Annotated in this window: 15 protein-coding genes and 1 tRNA gene; 7 read left to right on the forward strand and 9 right to left on the reverse strand. The window is 62.0% G+C overall.

What is annotated here, in order from left to right; genetic code table 11:
- The first annotated feature begins 18 nt into the window (after positions 1-18).
- Positions 19-1,014 (forward strand): GTPase, encoded by a 996-nt coding sequence (locus tag RBH20_RS13640; RefSeq protein WP_005537191.1) that lies wholly within the window; start codon positions 19-21, stop codon positions 1,012-1,014.
- 151 nt (positions 1,015-1,165) lie between these two features.
- Here RBH20_RS13640 and RBH20_RS13645 read toward each other — a convergent pair whose 3' ends face one another.
- Positions 1,166-1,879 carry an SIMPL domain-containing protein gene (locus tag RBH20_RS13645; RefSeq protein WP_306709492.1) on the reverse strand — a complete coding sequence of 238 codons (714 nt, stop codon included), beginning with the start codon at positions 1,877-1,879 and terminating at the stop codon, positions 1,166-1,168.
- Between the two features lie 61 nt (positions 1,880-1,940).
- The gene (locus RBH20_RS13650; RefSeq protein WP_306709493.1) at positions 1,941-3,221 is read right to left on the reverse strand and encodes a TIGR00341 family protein; all 1,281 of its coding nucleotides are present in this window, start codon (positions 3,219-3,221) and stop codon (positions 1,941-1,943) included.
- Positions 3,222-3,368: 147 nt separating this feature from the next.
- On the opposite strand from RBH20_RS13650, the gene engB reads away from it, so the two are divergent.
- The 4 genes from engB (at position 3,369) to RBH20_RS13670 (ending at position 8,866) form a co-directional block, all read left to right on the forward strand.
- A complete protein-coding gene (engB, locus tag RBH20_RS13655) occupies positions 3,369-3,986 on the forward strand; it encodes a GTP-binding protein EngB (RefSeq protein ID WP_306709495.1) in 618 nt (205 codons plus the stop codon).
- Between the two features lie 249 nt (positions 3,987-4,235).
- Positions 4,236-5,372, forward strand: coding sequence for a hypothetical protein (locus RBH20_RS13660; protein WP_306709497.1), 1,137 nt, complete (start codon positions 4,236-4,238; stop codon positions 5,370-5,372).
- Positions 5,373-5,717: 345 nt separating this feature from the next.
- On the forward strand, positions 5,718-7,565 hold the full coding sequence (locus RBH20_RS13665) for a DNRLRE domain-containing protein (protein ID WP_306709499.1): 1,848 nt from the start codon (positions 5,718-5,720) through the stop codon (positions 7,563-7,565).
- The gene (locus tag RBH20_RS13670; RefSeq protein ID WP_306709501.1) at positions 7,562-8,866 is read left to right on the forward strand and encodes a cohesin domain-containing protein; all 1,305 of its coding nucleotides are present in this window, start codon (positions 7,562-7,564) and stop codon (positions 8,864-8,866) included. Before RBH20_RS13665 ends, RBH20_RS13670 begins: the two co-directional genes overlap by 4 nt.
- Before the next feature lie 263 nt (positions 8,867-9,129).
- Here the strand turns inward: RBH20_RS13670 and RBH20_RS13675 are convergent.
- The 6 genes from RBH20_RS13675 to RBH20_RS13700 form a co-directional block, all read right to left on the reverse strand.
- A tRNA-Ala gene (locus RBH20_RS13675) sits at positions 9,130-9,201 on the reverse strand.
- A 138-nt stretch (positions 9,202-9,339) separates the two neighbouring features.
- On the reverse strand, positions 9,340-9,651 hold the full coding sequence (gene rpsJ, locus RBH20_RS13680; RefSeq protein WP_004590697.1) for a 30S ribosomal protein S10: 312 nt from the start codon (positions 9,649-9,651) through the stop codon (positions 9,340-9,342).
- 3 nt (positions 9,652-9,654) lie between these two features.
- Positions 9,655-10,920: a translation elongation factor EF-1 subunit alpha gene (tuf, locus tag RBH20_RS13685; protein ID WP_005537153.1), complete on the reverse strand. Its 1,266-nt coding sequence runs from the start codon at positions 10,918-10,920 to the stop codon at positions 9,655-9,657.
- Positions 10,921-11,194: 274 nt separating this feature from the next.
- Complete coding sequence (locus RBH20_RS13690) at positions 11,195-12,139, reverse strand: homoserine dehydrogenase (RefSeq protein WP_306709506.1); 945 nt, start codon at positions 12,137-12,139, stop codon at positions 11,195-11,197.
- Positions 12,136-12,669, reverse strand: coding sequence for an amino acid-binding protein (locus RBH20_RS13695; RefSeq protein ID WP_306709508.1), 534 nt, complete (start codon positions 12,667-12,669; stop codon positions 12,136-12,138). Before RBH20_RS13695 ends, RBH20_RS13690 begins: the two co-directional genes overlap by 4 nt.
- 79 nt (positions 12,670-12,748) lie before the next feature.
- Positions 12,749-12,970: a hypothetical protein gene (locus tag RBH20_RS13700; RefSeq protein ID WP_306709510.1), complete on the reverse strand. Its 222-nt coding sequence runs from the start codon at positions 12,968-12,970 to the stop codon at positions 12,749-12,751.
- A 153-nt stretch (positions 12,971-13,123) separates the two neighbouring features.
- Between RBH20_RS13700 and RBH20_RS13705 the strand changes: the two genes are divergently transcribed.
- On the forward strand, positions 13,124-14,179 hold the full coding sequence (locus RBH20_RS13705; RefSeq protein WP_306710465.1) for a peptidase: 1,056 nt from the start codon (positions 13,124-13,126) through the stop codon (positions 14,177-14,179).
- Between the two features lie 201 nt (positions 14,180-14,380).
- Here RBH20_RS13705 and RBH20_RS13710 read toward each other — a convergent pair whose 3' ends face one another.
- Entirely contained in the window at positions 14,381-16,567 is a 2,187-nt protein-coding gene (locus RBH20_RS13710) for an elongation factor EF-2 (RefSeq protein ID WP_058994061.1), read from the reverse strand.
- Positions 16,568-16,770: 203 nt separating this feature from the next.
- Here RBH20_RS13710 and RBH20_RS13715 point away from each other — a divergent pair, with 203 nt between their 5' ends.
- Positions 16,771-17,964 (forward strand): PLP-dependent aspartate aminotransferase family protein, encoded by a 1,194-nt coding sequence (locus RBH20_RS13715; protein WP_306709514.1) that lies wholly within the window; start codon positions 16,771-16,773, stop codon positions 17,962-17,964.
- The last annotated feature ends 61 nt before the right edge of the window (positions 17,965-18,025 follow it).

Here is an 18,025-nt window from a genome sequence, read left to right on the forward strand (position 1 = left end):
CGGCCGTCAACGGAACCTATGAGCCATCCCTTCGAGGGTCTGCCGACGACGCCCACTGCCGAGGAGCTCGTGGACAAAGCCTTCTCGCGGGCGTCACGCGCCGGCGGGGCCAAGGACGGGAACGAAGCCCAGCAGTCGATGCTGATGACGGCGTCGAACATCGCCTCCGACAACATGGAGAACGTGGTGACCGCGTGGCCGACGATTGACGACCTCGACCCCTTCTACGTCGAACTCGCCGACGCCGTTGTCGGCGAGGCCTACCCCGCGGACGACGACCCCGGTATCGACGCGCTGAAACAGCACCTTTCGGAGATCTCGTGGGCCGCCGACAAGGTCGTCGAGATCCGCCAGGAGTACGAGAGCCGCGTCGCCCGCGGCGATATCGACACCGCCCGGAAGCTCCGCAAGCAGGCCTTCGCCCGTATCGCCGACGTCGTCGAGGAAGTCGAAGACGACCTCGCCGCCGTCTCGACCGCACACAACGCCCTCAAAGACATCCCCGACATCCGCCCGGACGAGCCAGCTATCGTCGTCGCCGGCTACCCCAACGTCGGCAAGTCGTCGTTCGTCAACCGCGTTACGCGGGCCGACAACGAGATCGCTTCGTATCCGTTTACCACGACGCAGATCCGCGTCGGTCACTTCGAGGACCAGCGCATCCGCTACCAGCTCGTCGACACACCCGGCCTGCTCGACCGGCCACCGGAGGACCGCAACGAGATCGAGTCACAGGCTGTGAGCGCGCTTGAACACCTCGCCGACGCAGTCCTTGTATTCATCGACCCGAGTGGCGAGTGTGGCTATCCGCTCGCGGACCAGCTGGAACTGCGAAACGCCATCGAAGCGCGCTTCGACGTGCCGGTGCTGACCATCGCAAACAAGAGCGACCTCTCGACGGACGTGGAGGCCGACCACTACATGAGCGTCACCGAAGACGACAACGTCGACGGCGTGTTGCAGGCCGCTATCGACGCGGTGGACTACGAACTCGAACTGCCGTTTGACGAGTAGCGAGACGCCGACCATCGGGAGGCGTCTCGAAAACGCCGAGCGGGGAGCGCAGCGACCCACGAGGGTACGGTTGCCGTCGCGAGGCTGTCGTCATCGGAAGATGACGTGTAAAAACGGCCAAGCAGAAGCCGCAGTGGTGAGTAAGAACGGCTTATTCTAGTTCGTACGTGACACTAACGGAGGCGTCGACAGTGACATCGCCGGGCTGGATGTTCGTGCGTCCGCCGGCATCACTGGCAGCCATCGCTTCCGCGTACACGACGGGGCGGCCGTGGTCGCTGGTCTGGACCGTGACAGCGTCACCGACGGATCGATCCTCCGCAGCGGCGACGACTTCGGCGTCCGTCCGAGCGTTGTCCATAGCGGTCGTCAGGGCTTCTTCACGGGCGTCCTGTCGCGTCTCCTCGCTCAGTGAGTAGCGCACGCCCTCGACACGATCCGCGCCGGCGTCGACTGCGGCATCGATGAGTGTCCCGGCAGTCGAAACGTTGCTCGTTTCGGCCTCGACGGTGTGGATCGCCACGTAGCCCACCTGTTCGCGACCCTCTCGACTCTCCTCGTACTCGGGGCGGATCTGGAACCGAGAGGAGGTCACGTCTGCGCCCTCGGCTTCCAGCGCCGACGTGATGGCGTCAGCGTCGCCGCTGAGGTTGTTGCGCGCCGCTTCGGCGGTCTCACCGCGGCCCACGGCGGCGACGGTGACAGTTGCACGGTCGGGCGCGCGTTCGACGGTCGCATCGGCGTTGACGCTCACGGTCGAATTCGTTGACGGTGCGACGGTTCCAGTATCCGCGAGTGCGAATCCAACGCCACCGGCGACGAGCAATGTCAGCACACCAGCGATTGCGAGTGGTCGTGATACCATATCATCTCCGACACACCCAGTGGTATTTATGTCGTCGAACGCTCAAAGTCGGTTTTGAGCGTCAGCCGTTCCGTTCAACAGTGACATAGTGAACTTCCGTCGCAACGTCTCGACCGGCCGCGTCGTCAGCCGCGATATCGATCTGGTCGGCAAGCAGTGGTTGCTCCGCATCCGGCGGCAGACCGACGGTGACAACGACGCGGCGCGGCCGCTGGAAAATGGCAGTGTTCGTCGACTCGACTTCGACCGACAGGACACTCGCCGGCGGGTCGACGCTCCCCTCAATGCCCTCGCGGATGTCCGACTCCGTCGTCGCTCGCTGGTAGGAGTCCAGCGTCACGCCGCCCAGAAACGCCGACAGGACGAGTATCGAGACGGCGAGAACGCCGATGCGTTTGACGGTCGCCGACCGCGCGTTGCTCTCCTGAAACCAGTGTTCCGGGCGGTAGCCCTGATACCAGAGTCCGACGAGCACTGCGAGGTTGATCGAGAGGACGTTCACCAGCAAAAGCACGGCAGACCCGAGACTGACGAGCGGCTGGCCCCAGGCTATGCCGATGCCGACCGTAGCCGCCGGCGGGATGAGTGCGACGGCAATCATGACGCCGACGAGTGCCGTCGAGACGCCGCTGGTGAGGCTGACAACGCCGGCCGCACCAGCACCGAGTGCGACGATAAGCGAGAGGAAGTCGGGCGCGACCCGCTCGCGTATCTGGCCGACCGAGGTCACGTCGGCGAGCGGCGGAATGACGTTGGCGTACCGGACGAGCAGGGCGAAGGCAGTCGCGCTTGCGACGGCAAGTCCGAGCCCGATAGCCTGGAGTTTGACGCCACGGGCGAACATCTCGTTGTCGTCGACGACGGTCCCGACGTTGGCAGTCATCGCCGGCCCGATGAGCGGCGCGATCACCATCGAACCGACGACGACAGCCGGGGAATCGAGCAGGAGCCCGGCAGTCGCGATAATCGCGCTGATGATGGTCATGAGCGCGTAGTTCGACAGTGAGGGGGCGAGGTCCTTCGCTTTCGATGTGAGCTCTTCCCGGGCGATACGGTCCTCGTCTTCCTCCTCAGCGTACGTCTCCTCTAGCTCCTCGAACTGGCTAGAGATGACAGTGTTCGCGTCCACGATGACAGTATAGCCGTCGTCGCTGATACCGACATCCCGCAGCTCTTCGAGGACTGGTTCAAGCGCGTTGGTCGGGACTGGGAAGGTGACGACAGCGGTGAACTCCCGACCGCTCGTCTCGTCGGTAAGCACGTAGTCGATGCCCTCCTCGGTCAGCACGCCCAAGACGGCATCGCGCTTCCCGGTCGGAATCAGTAGCTGTACCAGCCGCACGGCTCCGGCTGGGACCGCCGACAATAAAAAGGCGGCTAGTCGGTGGGTCGCAGGTACAGAGCAAGCGGGAAACGCGGTCGTGAATCCGGACACTGTCGGTCTCTGCAAAACGGACGCGCTTTTCCCCGCTGGCGGAGTATACGGGGTATGTTCGAATCACGACCAGACCGGGACGCCGAGGTGGTGCTCATTGGTCGGTCAAACGTCGGGAAATCGACGTTGATGCGCGAGATAACGGGCCACACGTTCGACACGGGCCAGCGGCCCGGCGTCACGCGTTCGCCAAACCACTTCGACTGGGCCAGCGCCGACTTCGTTATCAGTGACCTCCCCGGCTTCGGGTACATGAAAGGCGTCCCCGAAGATGTCCGTGAGGAAATCAAGACCGACGTGGTTCAGTACGTCGAGCGAAATGCCGAGCATATTCTCGTCGGTATTCTCGTCGTGGACGGCAAGTCGGTCATCGACATCATCGACCGCCACTCCGGCCCCGACGAGATTCCACACGACGTGGAGATGTTCCATTTCCTCCGGGAGGTTGGCGTCGAACCGGTCGTCGCCGTCAACAAGATGGACAAGGTCGACGAGAAGGATGAGCGGTTGAATGAACTCTGTGATCGGCTCGGATTGCACCCGCCGTGGCAGCAGTGGCAGGAAACTATCGCACCGATCAGCGCAAAGCGCGGCACCACCGAGCCGCTGAACGAGACCGTCCGACACCACCTCCATGAGGCCCAGCGGGACGACCTGTTTCAGTTCTTTTAAGCGGCTAAACCGTTCATAACCCAGCCTTACCCGAAAATCCACCGCGTGACAGCAGGACACCGGCGTTTGCCATCATGCTTTGTCCCAGAACATATGTGCGACTTTCAAGCACTAATTATTCATTAGAAGTGAACCATGGCATCTTGTCGTATATATAACAATATGCAGTAGTCGCGTACAGACGAGCACGATGAGTCAGATGATTGTCTATCTCGGTCCGACGCCGGGCCAGCATCTATCGAGGTGGCTATGAACCAACGCTCGTATGACTTCTTTGGCGACGTTGTCGTGACTGTTCTCGGGGACGGTGGGCGGACGAGCCGGCAGTATCGGAAGATGTACGATCAGTTCGAGACCGACACGCCCGCGAACGACCCCGACATCGTCATTGAGGAGACGACAGACGAGGTCCACGCGGAGGTCGTTCTCGGTGACCCCGACGACCATTACGCTTGGACTGGCGATGAGTTCGTCATCCGAAACGGGGCGGACTTCATCGCGGTCACGCCGGGCTGGCAACACATTCGAGTGACACGCGGTTTTGAGCCGTTTTACTCCATCTATCCGGTCGAGTTCCGTATCCGACAGCAGCGGGCTGCGCGACAGCAGGCACTGATACACGCGTCAGGCGTACGACTCAACGGCCAGACGACGCTATTCCCGGCCTGGCGCGGAGCCGGCAAGACCAACACGTTGCTGTCGCTGTTGCGCGAGGGTGCGGACTTCCTCTCCGATGACCGGCTCTGGGTCGGCGCGGACGGCACGGCTGTCGGCTACCCGCTCGGTGTGAACCTCCAGCCGTTCAATATCGAGTCGTTCCCCGAAATAAAACGACAGCACGACACAGAGCGGGACCGACTACGCAGTGAACTCCACGGGTTTATCGACGAACGAGTCGATAGAGCCGGTTCGTTCCCGGAAACGGTACTCAACTTCCTGAACGAGACGTTTCTCGGCGACGACAGCCGGGATTTCACGAATATCTCAGACCTGTATCCCCGTTCGGAGCACGTTGAGCAATCGACGGTCGACAACGTCGTGTTCCTCCAGGCCGCACCAAACGCTGACACAATCACTGTGGAAGGCATCTCGACCGACACCGCGATGTCGGCCACATCGTCTATCTGTAACTTCGAATGGGATGGACGACTCAGGGAATACTTCCACGCCTACGATTCACTCGTTGATGACGGTTCGATGGTCGCCGCCCTCGATGCGGTCGTCAAACAGGAGCGAGCGACGTTCCGGGAACTGTTCGACGACGTCGCGACCTACCGCGCATACATCCCCCGGAAACGGGACTGGGGCGACCACAATCTCGACACCGCCATCGTTGAGGCCGTCGAGTCGCTTGACTCCCCGCGTGTGATACAGGCCATGGATTGAGCCGAGTATCGTATATGCGTCGTGAAAACGGAATGAAACCGCGACATAACCTGAGAGTGACATTGAACCCCCCGGCTATGAGTAGATGGATAGTTGCGACAAAGCGTTCCCGTTGTGATAGCACCGAAAAGCAACGGCATACTCGCAGTAACCGAGCAATAACTAATCGCCGTTCAGCGAACGGGTCTGTGTTCGAGAGCCTAGCAATGTATCGATTATATGCCGAGACGGCCGACCGATGGCAGACGCGAGAGTCCCATCGTGGCGGGCGAGACAACGGATGGATCATAAGGAAGCAGTCGGGTTGCACCCTGACTCACCGCAGGATCTGTGCCGGGTGTGCGTATGGACAATAGCGACAGGTTCGAACGGTCGGCCACGACGACCAGACGAAGGGTGCTCAAAGGCATCGGTGCTGGCGTGAGTCTCACCGCGCTGGGAACCACTGTCAGCACCGGCCAGCAGTCAGACTACTGGACGGTTGTCGCACTGCCGGACACGCAGGTGTACGCCAAAGAGGGGACGCCCTACGCCAAGGATCAGACGCAGTGGATCGCCGACAACGCGGACGCGGAGAACATCGCGTTCGTCAGCCACGAAGGCGATGTGGTCGACCACGGCGACGACGACGCGGAGTGGCAGTACATGGATGCGGCCATGTCCACGCTCGATGGAGTGGTCCCATACGCTACCGTGACGGGTAATCACGACTACGCGACACTGTGGGACCGGAATTCCTCTATTGCCAAGTATCGGGAGTATTTCGGCCCGTCGCGGTACGATGGCCGGGACTGGTTCGGCGGGGCAGGCCCGACCAACGGCGACGAAGATCGAGACAACCTCAGCACCTACCAACTGTTTTCTGCCGGCGGCTACGACTTCCTCCATCTCGCCTTAGAGTGGGAGCCGCCGGGAACGGTGGGCGACCCGTCGACAACGCTGGGCTGGGCTCAGAGCGTCCTCGACCAGTATCCGAACCGGGCAACGATACTTACGACGCACTCGTATCTCCGCGACGAGCCACAGCGACGGACCCGAGAGTTGCAGGAAGCGAGCGAGGTCGGCAATACGGGTCAGACCGTCTGGGAAGACCTCGTCTCCCCAAACGGTCAGATATTCATGATTCTCTGTGGCCACTGGCACGATGGGGCGGGCAAGAGCGGCGGGGAGGCCCATCAGGTGTCGACAAACGGCGACGGCACAGCAGTGTACGAGCTGCTTGCGAACTACCAGTTCCGAAACGACGGCGGGCATGGTCTGCTTCGCCGCATCGAGTTCCGTCCGGGGGACGGTTCTGACGCCCCGGACCGGATCCAGGTCCGGACATCCTCGCCGAGCACAGACGAGGAACAGACCGACGACGACTCGCAGTTCGGGTTCGACCTCGACTTTGACGCCCGGTTCGGTTCGTCGTCCAAGACACCGGAACCAACGGCAACACCCGAGACGCCAGACGGACCGACGGCGACATTCCAGCAACGGACCGATGGCTACAGCGGGACGACTGACACGGTGATACGCGCTGCCGATCCAGAGGCGAGCTACAGCACTGCTGAGACGCTGTCTATCAGCGGCGGCGGCCCGGAGGGCTCGGGCAGTAGCACGCAGGCACTCCTCCGGTTCGATGGTATCATCGGTACAGACGGCGGGCAGATACCGCCCGGATCGGACGTGAAACAGGCCACTGTAGCGCTGGAAACATCGGACAAGGGTGATGGCGCAGCCGTCCACCGACTGCGAACAGACTGGAGCGCCGATTCAACGTGGGCGTCGCTGGACGGCGGCATCCAGGCGGACGGGTCCCAGGCCGTCGCCGATGCGGTCACACGAACCGATGCGGTAGAGACAGGTGAGACTTCGATTGATGTGACAGCGAGTGTGGAGGCATGGGCAAACGGTGCACAGAACGCAGGATGGGTGTTTCGTCCGCTCGGAAGCGACGGCTGGGATATCCAGAGCGCCGACAGCGACAGACCACCAACGCTGACCGTCAGCTACACCCCCGGAGAAACCGTGGCCGGCGATGCCGACGGCGACGGTGACGTTGACACTGGCGACGTAGACCGGATCCAGCGGTCGGTCGCCGGCGAGGACAGTGATATCGACCGGGATGCGGCAGACATCGACGGCGACGGTGATGTCGACATCGGCGATGCCGTTGCCGCCCAGAACTTGGCGGGAGGGGACCAATGAGAGCCAGCCGAACGCTTGTTATCGCCGTTGCCCTGACGGTCGTAGTCGGAACGCTCCCGGTGGCGGTCGCCACACTGGCACCGGGATCTGCAAGCGCGATTTCGCTCGGTGACACAGTTTCGGGAGCGCCCGACGACGCGATCTCCGTTGCGCCCGGTGAAACAGTCACCGTGCGGGTCTGGGCCAACACAACAGCAGTGCGTGGCTACCAGACCAACGTCACGTTTGACCCCACCATCGCGGAGATTGACAGCGTTGCCGGCAGCGACGACTTTGACAGCCCCGTCACGAACGTGAACAACGAGGCCGGCTGGGTCGCGTTCAACCAGCTTCGGTCCGAGGAGACAGACGACCCAGTTCTCGCCGAAATCACCCTCACAGTCCCGGCGGATGCGACCGGGACTACACAGCTCGCCTTCGTCGAAGCGGACACGAAACTGTCGAACAGCGACGGCGAGACTGTCGCACCTGAAGCGTTCAACAGTATTGAGCTACGTGTCGACAATGGTTCGGCGACTCCGACAGACACCGCGACACCGTCAGAAACGGACACGGCAACGGCTACGGAAGCAGTGACCGACACTGATGGCGGCGAAGATGGAAACGGTACTGACGGGTCTGATAGCAGCAACGACGGCGGTAGCAGCGATAGCGACGATGATGATGACAACGACAGTGGGGGCGGAGGCGGTGCTGTCTCCCCACCTGAACCATCGTTCTCAGTCATAAACACGTCGCTCAACAGAACATCGGTCGCGCCTGAACAGTCGGTCATGGTGTCCGGAACCATCGAGAATGCCGGTGACAGGGACGGGACGTTCGAAGCGCGTATCTATGATAACGGAACAGTGACTGGGAGGAATGCGAGCGTTGAGGTCCCGGACGGAGAACAGCGGCAGGTGAACCTCACAGTCCGGTTCAATACATCTGGTGTCCACGCCGTGAAACTCAACACAACCAGTGTGGGTAACGTAACCGTTCGAGCGGCAAACAGTACTACGAATGGGACGACGAATTCAGCCGGAAACGAGACCATGACTGAGACAGCAGCTAGGACCGTATCATCGACGCCAGGTTCGACAGCGTCGGCCACTGTAACCGACACCGAGACGGCCACCGCATCGCAGACTGCTGCACAGACGACAGCCTCGGACACCGGGACCAGCACGACAACGCCCGTTTCGGATACGCAGACGGCAACAACGGACGGCTCTGGCCCCGGCTTCAGTCTCACCGCCGTTGTCGTCTCGCTATCGCTATTGCTTGGCTGGCTCGGCCATCGACGGGACGGGAAGCAGTGACTCACGACGGCCGCCACGGCTACAGATAGCCAGTCGTTTCGACCACAGTCTACACGGTGAAAAGCTCAGCCCGGAAGCGGGTGTTACGACAGCCGGTTTTTGCGGAGAACATTCCTACGAGAAAATACCAGACGACCATGCAGATAGGGTGAGAGGGCCGCGTACCCGCAACAGCAACGATATGTGATCAGCTCGAAGTTCGCAGTACGCCAAGTGTGACGCTGTCGCTGCTCCATCGAATTCTACATGACGAAAATCTGGTATGGACTCGCCGGGATTTGAACCCGGGGCCTCTTCCTTGCGAAGGAAGCGATCTGCCACTGATCTACGAGCCCGCGTGGTCTGCCACTCGAACGCGGAGTTATAAAAACCCTGCGCGTGAGAGCGGCCTTCGATAGCGATTCACACTGTCCCGGCCAGCGGTTCGGACGGGTGGCACACCGACGCTGTCGCGAAGCGACAGCCCTCGGGGATCAGTCCTCGAGGACGATCTCGATGGAGACGTCGTTGGGAACCTGGATGCGCATCAGTTGGCGCAGTGCCCGTTCGTCGGCGTCGATATCGATGAGCCGCTTGTGGACGCGCATCTCCCAGTGTTCCCACGTCGCAGTCCCCTCACCGTCGGGGGATTTGCGGCTGGGAACCTCCAGCGTCTTGGTTGGGAGCGGAACCGGACCGGAGAGTTCGACACCGGTCTTGTTCGCTATCTCCCGCACGTCCGCGCAGATGTCGTCAAGGTCCTCGGGGCTTGTGCCCGCGAGCCGAACGCGTGCCTGCTGGGACATACGTTATCGCTCGTTGACGCTGAGGACTTTGCCGGCGGCGATGGTCTGACCCATGTCGCGGATAGCGAACGATCCGAGCTCCGGGATCTCGGAGGACGGCTCGATGCTGAGTGGCTTCTGTGGGCGGACCGTCACGACGGCGGCGTCCCCGTTCTGGATGAAGTCGGGGTTCTCCTCGGCGACCTCACCGGAGGACGGGTCGATCTTCTTGTCGATGGACTCGACGGTACAGGCGACCTGTGCCGTGTGAGCGTGGAAGACCGGCGTGTAACCCTCGGTGATGACGGACGGGTGCTGCATCACGACGATCTGGGCCTGGAAGGTCTCGGCGACCGATGGCGGGTCGTCAGCCGGACCACAGACGTCACCGCGTCGGATGTCGTCCTTGCCGACGCCACGGACGTTGAACCCGACGTTGTCACCGGGCTCGGCCTTCGGGACTTCCTCGTGGTGCATCTCGACGGTCTTCACTTCACCGGAGACATCAGACGGCTGGAAGCTGACGTTGTCGCCGGTGTTCAGGATACCCGTCTCGACACGGCCAACCGGGACCGTCCCGATACCGGAGATGGTGTAGACGTCCTGAATCGGCAGTCGGAGCGGCGCGTCCGTCGGCGGCTCCGGAGCCGGCAGGTTGTTGAGTGCTTCCAGCAGGATTTCGCCGTCGTACCAGTCCGTGTTCTCGGATTCCTCGGCGACATTGTCGCCTTCGAACGCCGAGAGCGGAATGAACTTGGCGTTGTCAGGGTCGAAGCGGACCTGCGTGAGGAGATCCTTGACCTCTTCGACGACCTGCTTGTACTCAGACTCGCCGTAGTCGACGAGGTCCATCTTGTTGACACCGACGACGAGTTCGCCGATGCCCAGGGTGCGGGCCAGGAACACGTGCTCCTGAGTCTGCGGCTGGACACCGTCGTCGGCGGCGACGACCAGGACAGCGTTGTCTGCCTGGGACGCGCCGGTAATCATGTTCTTCACGAAGTCGCGGTGACCAGGACAGTCCACGATGGTGAAATCGTAGGCGTCAGTGCTGAATTCCTGGTGGGCGATGTCGATGGTGACACCACGCTCACGCTCTTCGGCGAGGTTATCCATGACGTAGGCGAACTCGAAGCCGCCCTTGCCCTTCTCCTCGGCTTCTTCCTTGTGCTGTTCGATGACGTGCTCCGGTACCGATCCTGTCTCGTACAGGAGTCGGCCGACGAGCGTGCTCTTCCCGTGGTCGACGTGGCCGATAATGGCCAGGTTCTGGTGTTGTTCGTCGCTCATTGTTATCTCTCACGCGCAGAGGCGCTGTATCGGGTTTATTAGCTGGTGGTTCATAAAACGATTTCGAAAGCGTGTAAGCGTCAGGCCGTCGCTTTCTTGCGATTCGGCACTCCATGGCATGGTAGTATGGCACCTGATAGCTTGGGCAGAGAAACAACCGATACCAGCAGTCACAGCCGAATTACTGTCTTTTGGAGTGGCAAGCAGACTAGTAGCTGTGAAAGACTGCGAATGCAGAGGGCAATGTGGTCGCGCTGGAAATTCTGCTATCCCGTTACAGTCGACCGATATCAGCGAGTACCGCGCTCGCCGTCTCCGGCCCGCCAGCACCGCGGCCGGAGATGTTGAGCTGGCCGGCGTGTTCAGTCTCTAGCTGGGCAATATTCCGGGTCCCGGAGACGGCAAGCGGCGCGTTGTCCGGAACGAGCCGCGGGCCGACACGGACGGACCCCTGAACGACCTCGGCGATAAGCCGGACGGTCCGACCGTCCGCCCGCGCGAGTTCGAGCGCGCTGCCGGAGATTTCCTGAATCCCAGTCACTTCAGCGTCGTCGAGCGTGTACTCCGTTTCATCGTCTGACAGGACGTTCGCGATGATGACGCCTTTCAGCGCTGCGTCAGTCCCATCCACATCGAAGGTCGGGTCGGCCTCGGCGACGCCCAGATCCTGCGCTTCCGCGAGGACGTGCTCGTAATCGAGGCCCTCGGTCGCCATCCGCGAGAGGATGAAGTTCGCCGTGCCGTTGAGCACCCCGCGGACGGCAGTGATATGGCTCGGGTCAAAGTCATCGATGGTCGAGAGGACCGGCATCGCACCACCGACAGTCGCCTCGAACAGCACGTTCCCCTCGCTTTCGCGTTCCAGCGCACGAACGTCGGCGTACCGCTCGGCGACCGGACCTTTGTTCGCCAGCACAGCGTGGCGGTCCCGCTCGAGCGCGGCTTGGATATGGCCGAAGCCGGGTTCGGCGTCACCGAGCGTCGTCGGCGTCGCCTCGACAAGCACGTCGTACTCGGCCGAAAGCGCGTCCTCGGGTGCATCGTTCCCGACCACGCCGTCGGTTCGCTTCCGGTCAAGCACTGCAGCAGTGTCGATACCGGCGCTATCGACGACGGCGCTACTGGAGTCAGCGAACGCGGTGACCGAGTGGCCGTGATCGCTCGCCAGTTCGGCGACAGAGGAGCCGACGGCGCCGGCTCCGATAACGGCGAGTCTCATGCCTCACCTCCCGCGGCGAGCGGTTCGATGACGTGGAGTCCCTTCTCGTCAGCAACAGCACGAATGGCGGCCATCGTCTCATCGACCGCCCCTTCCTCCGTCGCCAGTCGGATGCGCGCGCTGGAGGCATCGTCCGTGCCCTCGGGTGCCGACAGCGAGAGATCGGTTACGGTCGCGTCCGTCGATTTGTGAATCCGCGAGAGCGTATCAGAGAGGTCGGTGTTGACGAGGTGGCCGGTAAGAATGATCGTCAGCGCCTCGCTGTACTGCTCGGCCCCGGCCTGAATGACGTTGATGCCCGCGTCCCGGAGTGCATCGACGATTCCGTCGAACCGATCGGGGGACGCCTCCAGGTCGACCTCCACGGGGATGTGTCCCCGCGGGGTCACGTTCCCCCGCTCGTGGAAGATAGAGAGGAGGTTCCCGCCGTTGTTGGCGATGGGCTCGAGCGCCCGCAGCAGTTCGCCCGGTTCGTCGACCAGTTCCAGCCGAACTGTGTAGGACCGTACCTCGTCGGTCGAGTCGCTCATCGCCCGCTCACCTCCTGAGTATCTCGGCTCATTGTGGATGACTCAGCAGGGGCACGTATAAGAAACCGTTCGTTTGGTCTCAGGGCAGAAAGCGGTCGTACAGGTCGTCGATCCACTCGTTGTACGCCTCGCCGCGAGTCGATCCCCAGGGGTTACGTGAGAAGTAGTACATCGCTGCGAACATTCCCGCAAGTGTCAACGCCAGCCCCGTCGGGAGGACGAAACTCCAGATGAGCGTCGACGTACCGGCGATGACAGCAGCCACGAGAAGGTCCACAATCTGATGCAAGCGGTCACTCATGTCAAGCCGTTCAACGCCAGTAGACCTAAACGTGGGGCACAGCCGGTACTCGTGACGGACACAGACACCTGAACGCTACGTTTTTTTGCCTAAGGACAGAGCGATTCGCATGTGTACGCCCTCCAAACTGCATCAGTGTCGATAGGCGGAGCGTTGCTCGTCTTCGGGCTTTTCGCCGTCATCGGAGCGGGCATCGGTGCACTCGGGAGTGCAGTCGCACAACGACTCTCGAATCCCGTCGCTAGATACCGGCAGTTGTTCCTCGGCATCGTTCTCCCGTTCACGCTGCTGTCGTACGTCATCTTTCTGTTATTCGGACTCGGCCATTTGATTGCCGGCGGACAGACCGGAGTCGTTGGAGCGGTGCTGGCGACGTTCGCCGAACTGCTCGCCGCTGGCATCGTCGGGCTGGCTGCCTACGCGCCGGCTGTCCCGGGCATCCGCAGCGTTCGGGATATCAAACTCTCGACCAGTCAGGCGGTCATCCGGATGGGTCGGTACATCCTTGGAATCACTCTGCTGGTGACTGTCGTCGTCGCACCGCTTGAGTCCGGACTGTCGTCAGTTGCACTGTTGGCTCTCGTTGCCGCTTTCGGTGTCGGCGTACAGATCATTTCCCCGTGGTTCATCCCGCTAGTGCGGTCGGTAGATGATCCGGACGACCAGACAGCGGAAACACTAGACCGACTCAGAGAGCGCGCGGGACTGACCGTCCGCGACGTTCGGGTGTTGGATACAGAGCAGGAAGGAACCGCGAACGTGATTGTCCGCGGAGCCCCAGGCTACCGTCGCCTGTTCGTGACGAGCACGTTCCTCGACGCGTTTGACAACGAGATGGCAACGGCCCTGCTCGCAGTTCAGGCTGGCCGTCAGGAGGCCCGTGTGCGTGCTCGACTCATCGGCGGCCTGCTCATCGCGCTGGTCCCGGTGTTCGTGGCACTGGCCGACATCGGCCCGCTGTGGCCCCTCGTCGGTGTGAGTCTCGGACTCATCGTCGTCAGTCAATGGGTCACTCGCCGCGGTGTCCGGACAGCCGACGACTACGCGGCCGAGCGCGTTGGCCCGGATACCGTCGCAGATGCCCTCGAACGGTACGCCGACATCCACGACATGGAGCCGCCCCGACGGCGACTCGCGAACCCGCTCTCGAAATCGCCGCCGCTAGGGAACCGAATAGACCGATTGCGGGCGCAGACAGAAGCACAGTAGCGGAAGACAAGTTCGAACGCAACAAAATCAGACGGAGCGGAGGTGACACGCATACCGCGCGAGCGGAGGGAGCGCGGTTTCACTCCGAGCGCGTTCGTAGAACGCGACTCGGAGGTCGTTTTTAGCGTGGATTTTTACGAACCCGCTCCCCGCAGCGCGCTCTATGAGCGCGCGAGGAGAGGGGGTGACGTAAAAAGGTACTTAGAAGTAGTCGATGGCCGGGTTCAGTTCCTGCTTCATCCCCTTGCGCTCGCGGATCTCGCTGATCTTGTCAGGCTGAAGGTTGTCGGCAAGGACCTGGAAGCCAGCGTTCTCGGTGTTCCAGGAGGCACGGCCCTCAGTGGCGGAGCGGATGTCCGAGGAGAAGCCGATCATCTCGTCAACTGGGGCGACGCCTTCGACGACCATCAGGTCGCCTTCCTGGTACATGTCGTCGACGCGGCCACGGCGGCCCTGAATCTCGCCGCTCGCAGCGCCCATGTGGTCGTTGGGCACGTCGATGCGGACCTGCTGAATCGGCTCCAGCAGCTTGATACTGGCGTCAATGAGGGAGTTGTGCACGGCCTCGCGGACAGCCGGGATAACCTGGGCCGGACCGCGGTGGATGGCGTCCTCGTGGAGGCGAGCGTCGTGGAGACGGATGAGCGACCCCTGTACCGGCTCGGACGCGAGCGGCCCGTCGTCGAGGGCTTCTTCGAGACCTTCGATGACGAGCTCCATCGTCTCGTTGAGGTGCTGGATACCCTTCGTCTCGTCGAGCAGGATGTTGGTCCCGTGGATGTGCTCGATATTCTGGGAGTCGTCCTTGTCCATGCCGGCCTCCTGCAGCGCTTCACGGCGCTCCAGTTCTGGCATGTCCATCGACGCTTCGCCCATCTTGATTGTCTCGACGATGTCCTCGCCGAGCGGCTCGATGCTGATGTAGAAGCGGTTGTGGTTGTTCGGCGACCGACCTTCGACTTCGCGGCTGTCTTCCTGCGGGGCCTCGCGGTAGACAACAATCGGCTCACCGGTGTTGATCGGGATGCCCTGGTTGCGCTCGATACGCTGACCGATGACTTCCAGGTGAAGCTCACCCTGGCCGGAGATGAGGTGCTCGCCGGTGTCCTCGTTAATTTCGACCTGGATGGTCGGGTCTTCCTTCGCGACCTGTTGGAGCGTCTCGATGAGCTTCGGCAGGTCGTCCATGTTCTGTGCCTCGACGGACTTCGTGATGACCGGCTCCGAGATGTGCTCGATGGACTCGAACGGCGTCATCTCTTCGCTTGAGACAGTGGAGCCAGCGATGGCGTCCTTGAGGCCCGTGACGGCGGCGATATTCCCGGCGGGAACGTGCTCGACTTCCTCGCGCTCGCCACCCATGTAGATACCGACGCTCTGGATCCGGTTCTTGCCCGCGGTTCCGGAGACGTACAGCTCCTGACCCTTCTCCAGCGTGCCGGAGAAGACACGACCGGCGGCGATCTCGCCGGCGTGAGGGTCGACACCGATGTCAGTAACCATCAGGACGACTTCGCCGTCCTCGTTGACCATCGCCATGTCCTCGGCGAGCTGGGATTCGGCGTCGCCACGCCAGATACGCGGAACGCGCATCGGCTGGGCGTCGACAGGGTTGGGGAAGTGCTCACACACCATGTCGAGCACCACGTCGGACAGCGGCGTACGCTCGTGGAGTTCTTGGCGGTTGTCGTTGCGCTCAAGCTCCATGATTTCGCCGAAGTCCATGCCGGTGCGCTGCATCGACGGCATCGAGACACCCCACTTGTACAGCGCGGAGCCGAAGCCGACAGTCCCTTCCTCGACAGAGACCGTCCAGTCCTCGATGTCGTCCATCTCCTCGGTCATGCCGCGGATAAGGTCGTTAACGTCCTGGATGACCGCGAGCAGGCGCTTCTGCATCTCTTCGGGGCCTTCCTGAAGTTCGGAGATCAGGCGGTCGACCTTGTTGATGAACAGCGTCGGCTTGACGCCCTCACGGAGCGCCTGCCGGAGCACCGTCTCGGTCTGGGGCATCGCGCCCTCGACGGCGTCGACGACCACCAGCGCGCCGTCGACGGCACGCATCGCACGGGTCACGTCGCCACCGAAGTCGACGTGGCCGGGGGTGTCGATAAGATTGATGAGGTGGTTCTGGTCCTCGTACTCGTGGGTCATCGAAACGTTAGCCGCGTCGATGGTGATCCCACGTTCCTGTTCGTCTTCTTCGGTGTCCATCGCCAGCTGTTCGCCGGCGGTGTCGTCGGAAATCATGCCGGCACCAGCCAGCAGATTGTCTGTCAGTGTCGTCTTTCCGTGATCGACGTGAGCAGCGATGGCGATGTTCCGGATGTGCTCCGGATCGTCCATCAGTGTCTCACATTCTTGGACGATTTTCTTACGTCGGCCCATTATACAGCTTTCTATCAACAGCAGGGTCAAAAGGATAGTGTTTCACTACGGCCGTGACCGCTCGAAATTCGGCCGTTCGCGTGGCATGGTCTGGCATTCCGACCCGTCGATAGCTAAAGGCGTATGCTCAGCGATTATAATTATTTGCAGGCAGATGAGTAATGATTGCAAAGGTATTAGCGCCAGCCAGCGGACGGGAGCGTATGACTCGACAGCCACACATAGACACGGTCGCAGTCGATACTGAGACGGCGTCAGCAGTAGGGGATGTCACGCTCCCGATACACCTCTCCTCGACCTACGAACTGGCCGGGCTCGACACGGACCTTTCTCTAGAGGACATCGACCCGGGGGAAGGAGAGTTCCTCTACTCGCGACTGTCGAACCCGACCCGACACGGCCTCGAACAGGAGTTAGCCGCGCTCGAGGGCGGAGATCGGGCCTATGCGTTCAGCTCGGGGACGGCAGCCGTTGCGACAGCAGTGTTCTCACTGGTCGAGCCGGGTGACCACGTCGTTGCGTTTGATGACCTGTACGCGGGCACGCGGCGAATGTTCGAAACGCTGTTCCGGGATCAGCTTGGGGTCGACGTGGAGTTCGTCGATGCGACCGATGTCGACGCTGTAGCGGCCGCGATGACACCGGCAACAGAACTAGTCTGGGTCGAGACTCCGACGAACCCGGGTATCAGACTGTGTGACATCGACGCGATTGCGGCCGTCGCTGCCGACTACGACGCGACGGTCGGCGTCGACAACACTTTCGCAAGTCCGTACTTCCAACAGCCACTGTCACTCGGTGCAGACCTCGTGGTCCACAGCACAACGAAGTACCTCAACGGCCACAGCGATGCTGTCGGCGGCGCGCTGATTACCGACGACCCCGAGGTCGCCGAGCGGGTCGAGTTCCGCCAGCAGATCGCGCTCGGGAATATGCTCGCCCCGTTCGACAGCTATCTCATCTCGCGGGGCATCAAAACGCTGGGCGTCCGGATGACTCGCCACGAGAACAACGCCATGGCCCTCGCGCAGTACCTCGAGGACCACGAACGCGTCGAGACAGTCCACTACCCGGGGTTAGAGATCCACCCGCAGCACGACCTCGCTCGCGAGCAGATGCAGGGCTTTGGCGGCGTGCTCTCGTTCGAACTGACCGGAGACATGGCCGACGCAAAGCGCTTCCTCGAAGCGTTAGAGACGGTGACGCTGGCAGTCAGCCTTGGCGGCGTCGAAAGTCTGGCGGAGCTTCCGGCGGCGATGACGCACGAACCGCTCTCACCGGCGGCACGGAACGATCTCGGCATCTCTGATACGCTCATCCGCCTTTCGGTGGGGATCGAGGACGTCGAGGACCTCCGGGCCGACCTGGAGCGCGGTTTCGCGGCGCTTGAGTCCTGAGCACTGCGTGCGAACCCTGCCCCCACCCGTGGATTAATAGCTCTGTGGCCCATGAGAATGT

The sequence above is a fragment of the Haloarcula sp. H-GB4 genome, from assembly GCF_030848575.1.
Classification (GTDB): Archaea; Halobacteriota; Halobacteria; order Halobacteriales; family Haloarculaceae; genus Haloarcula.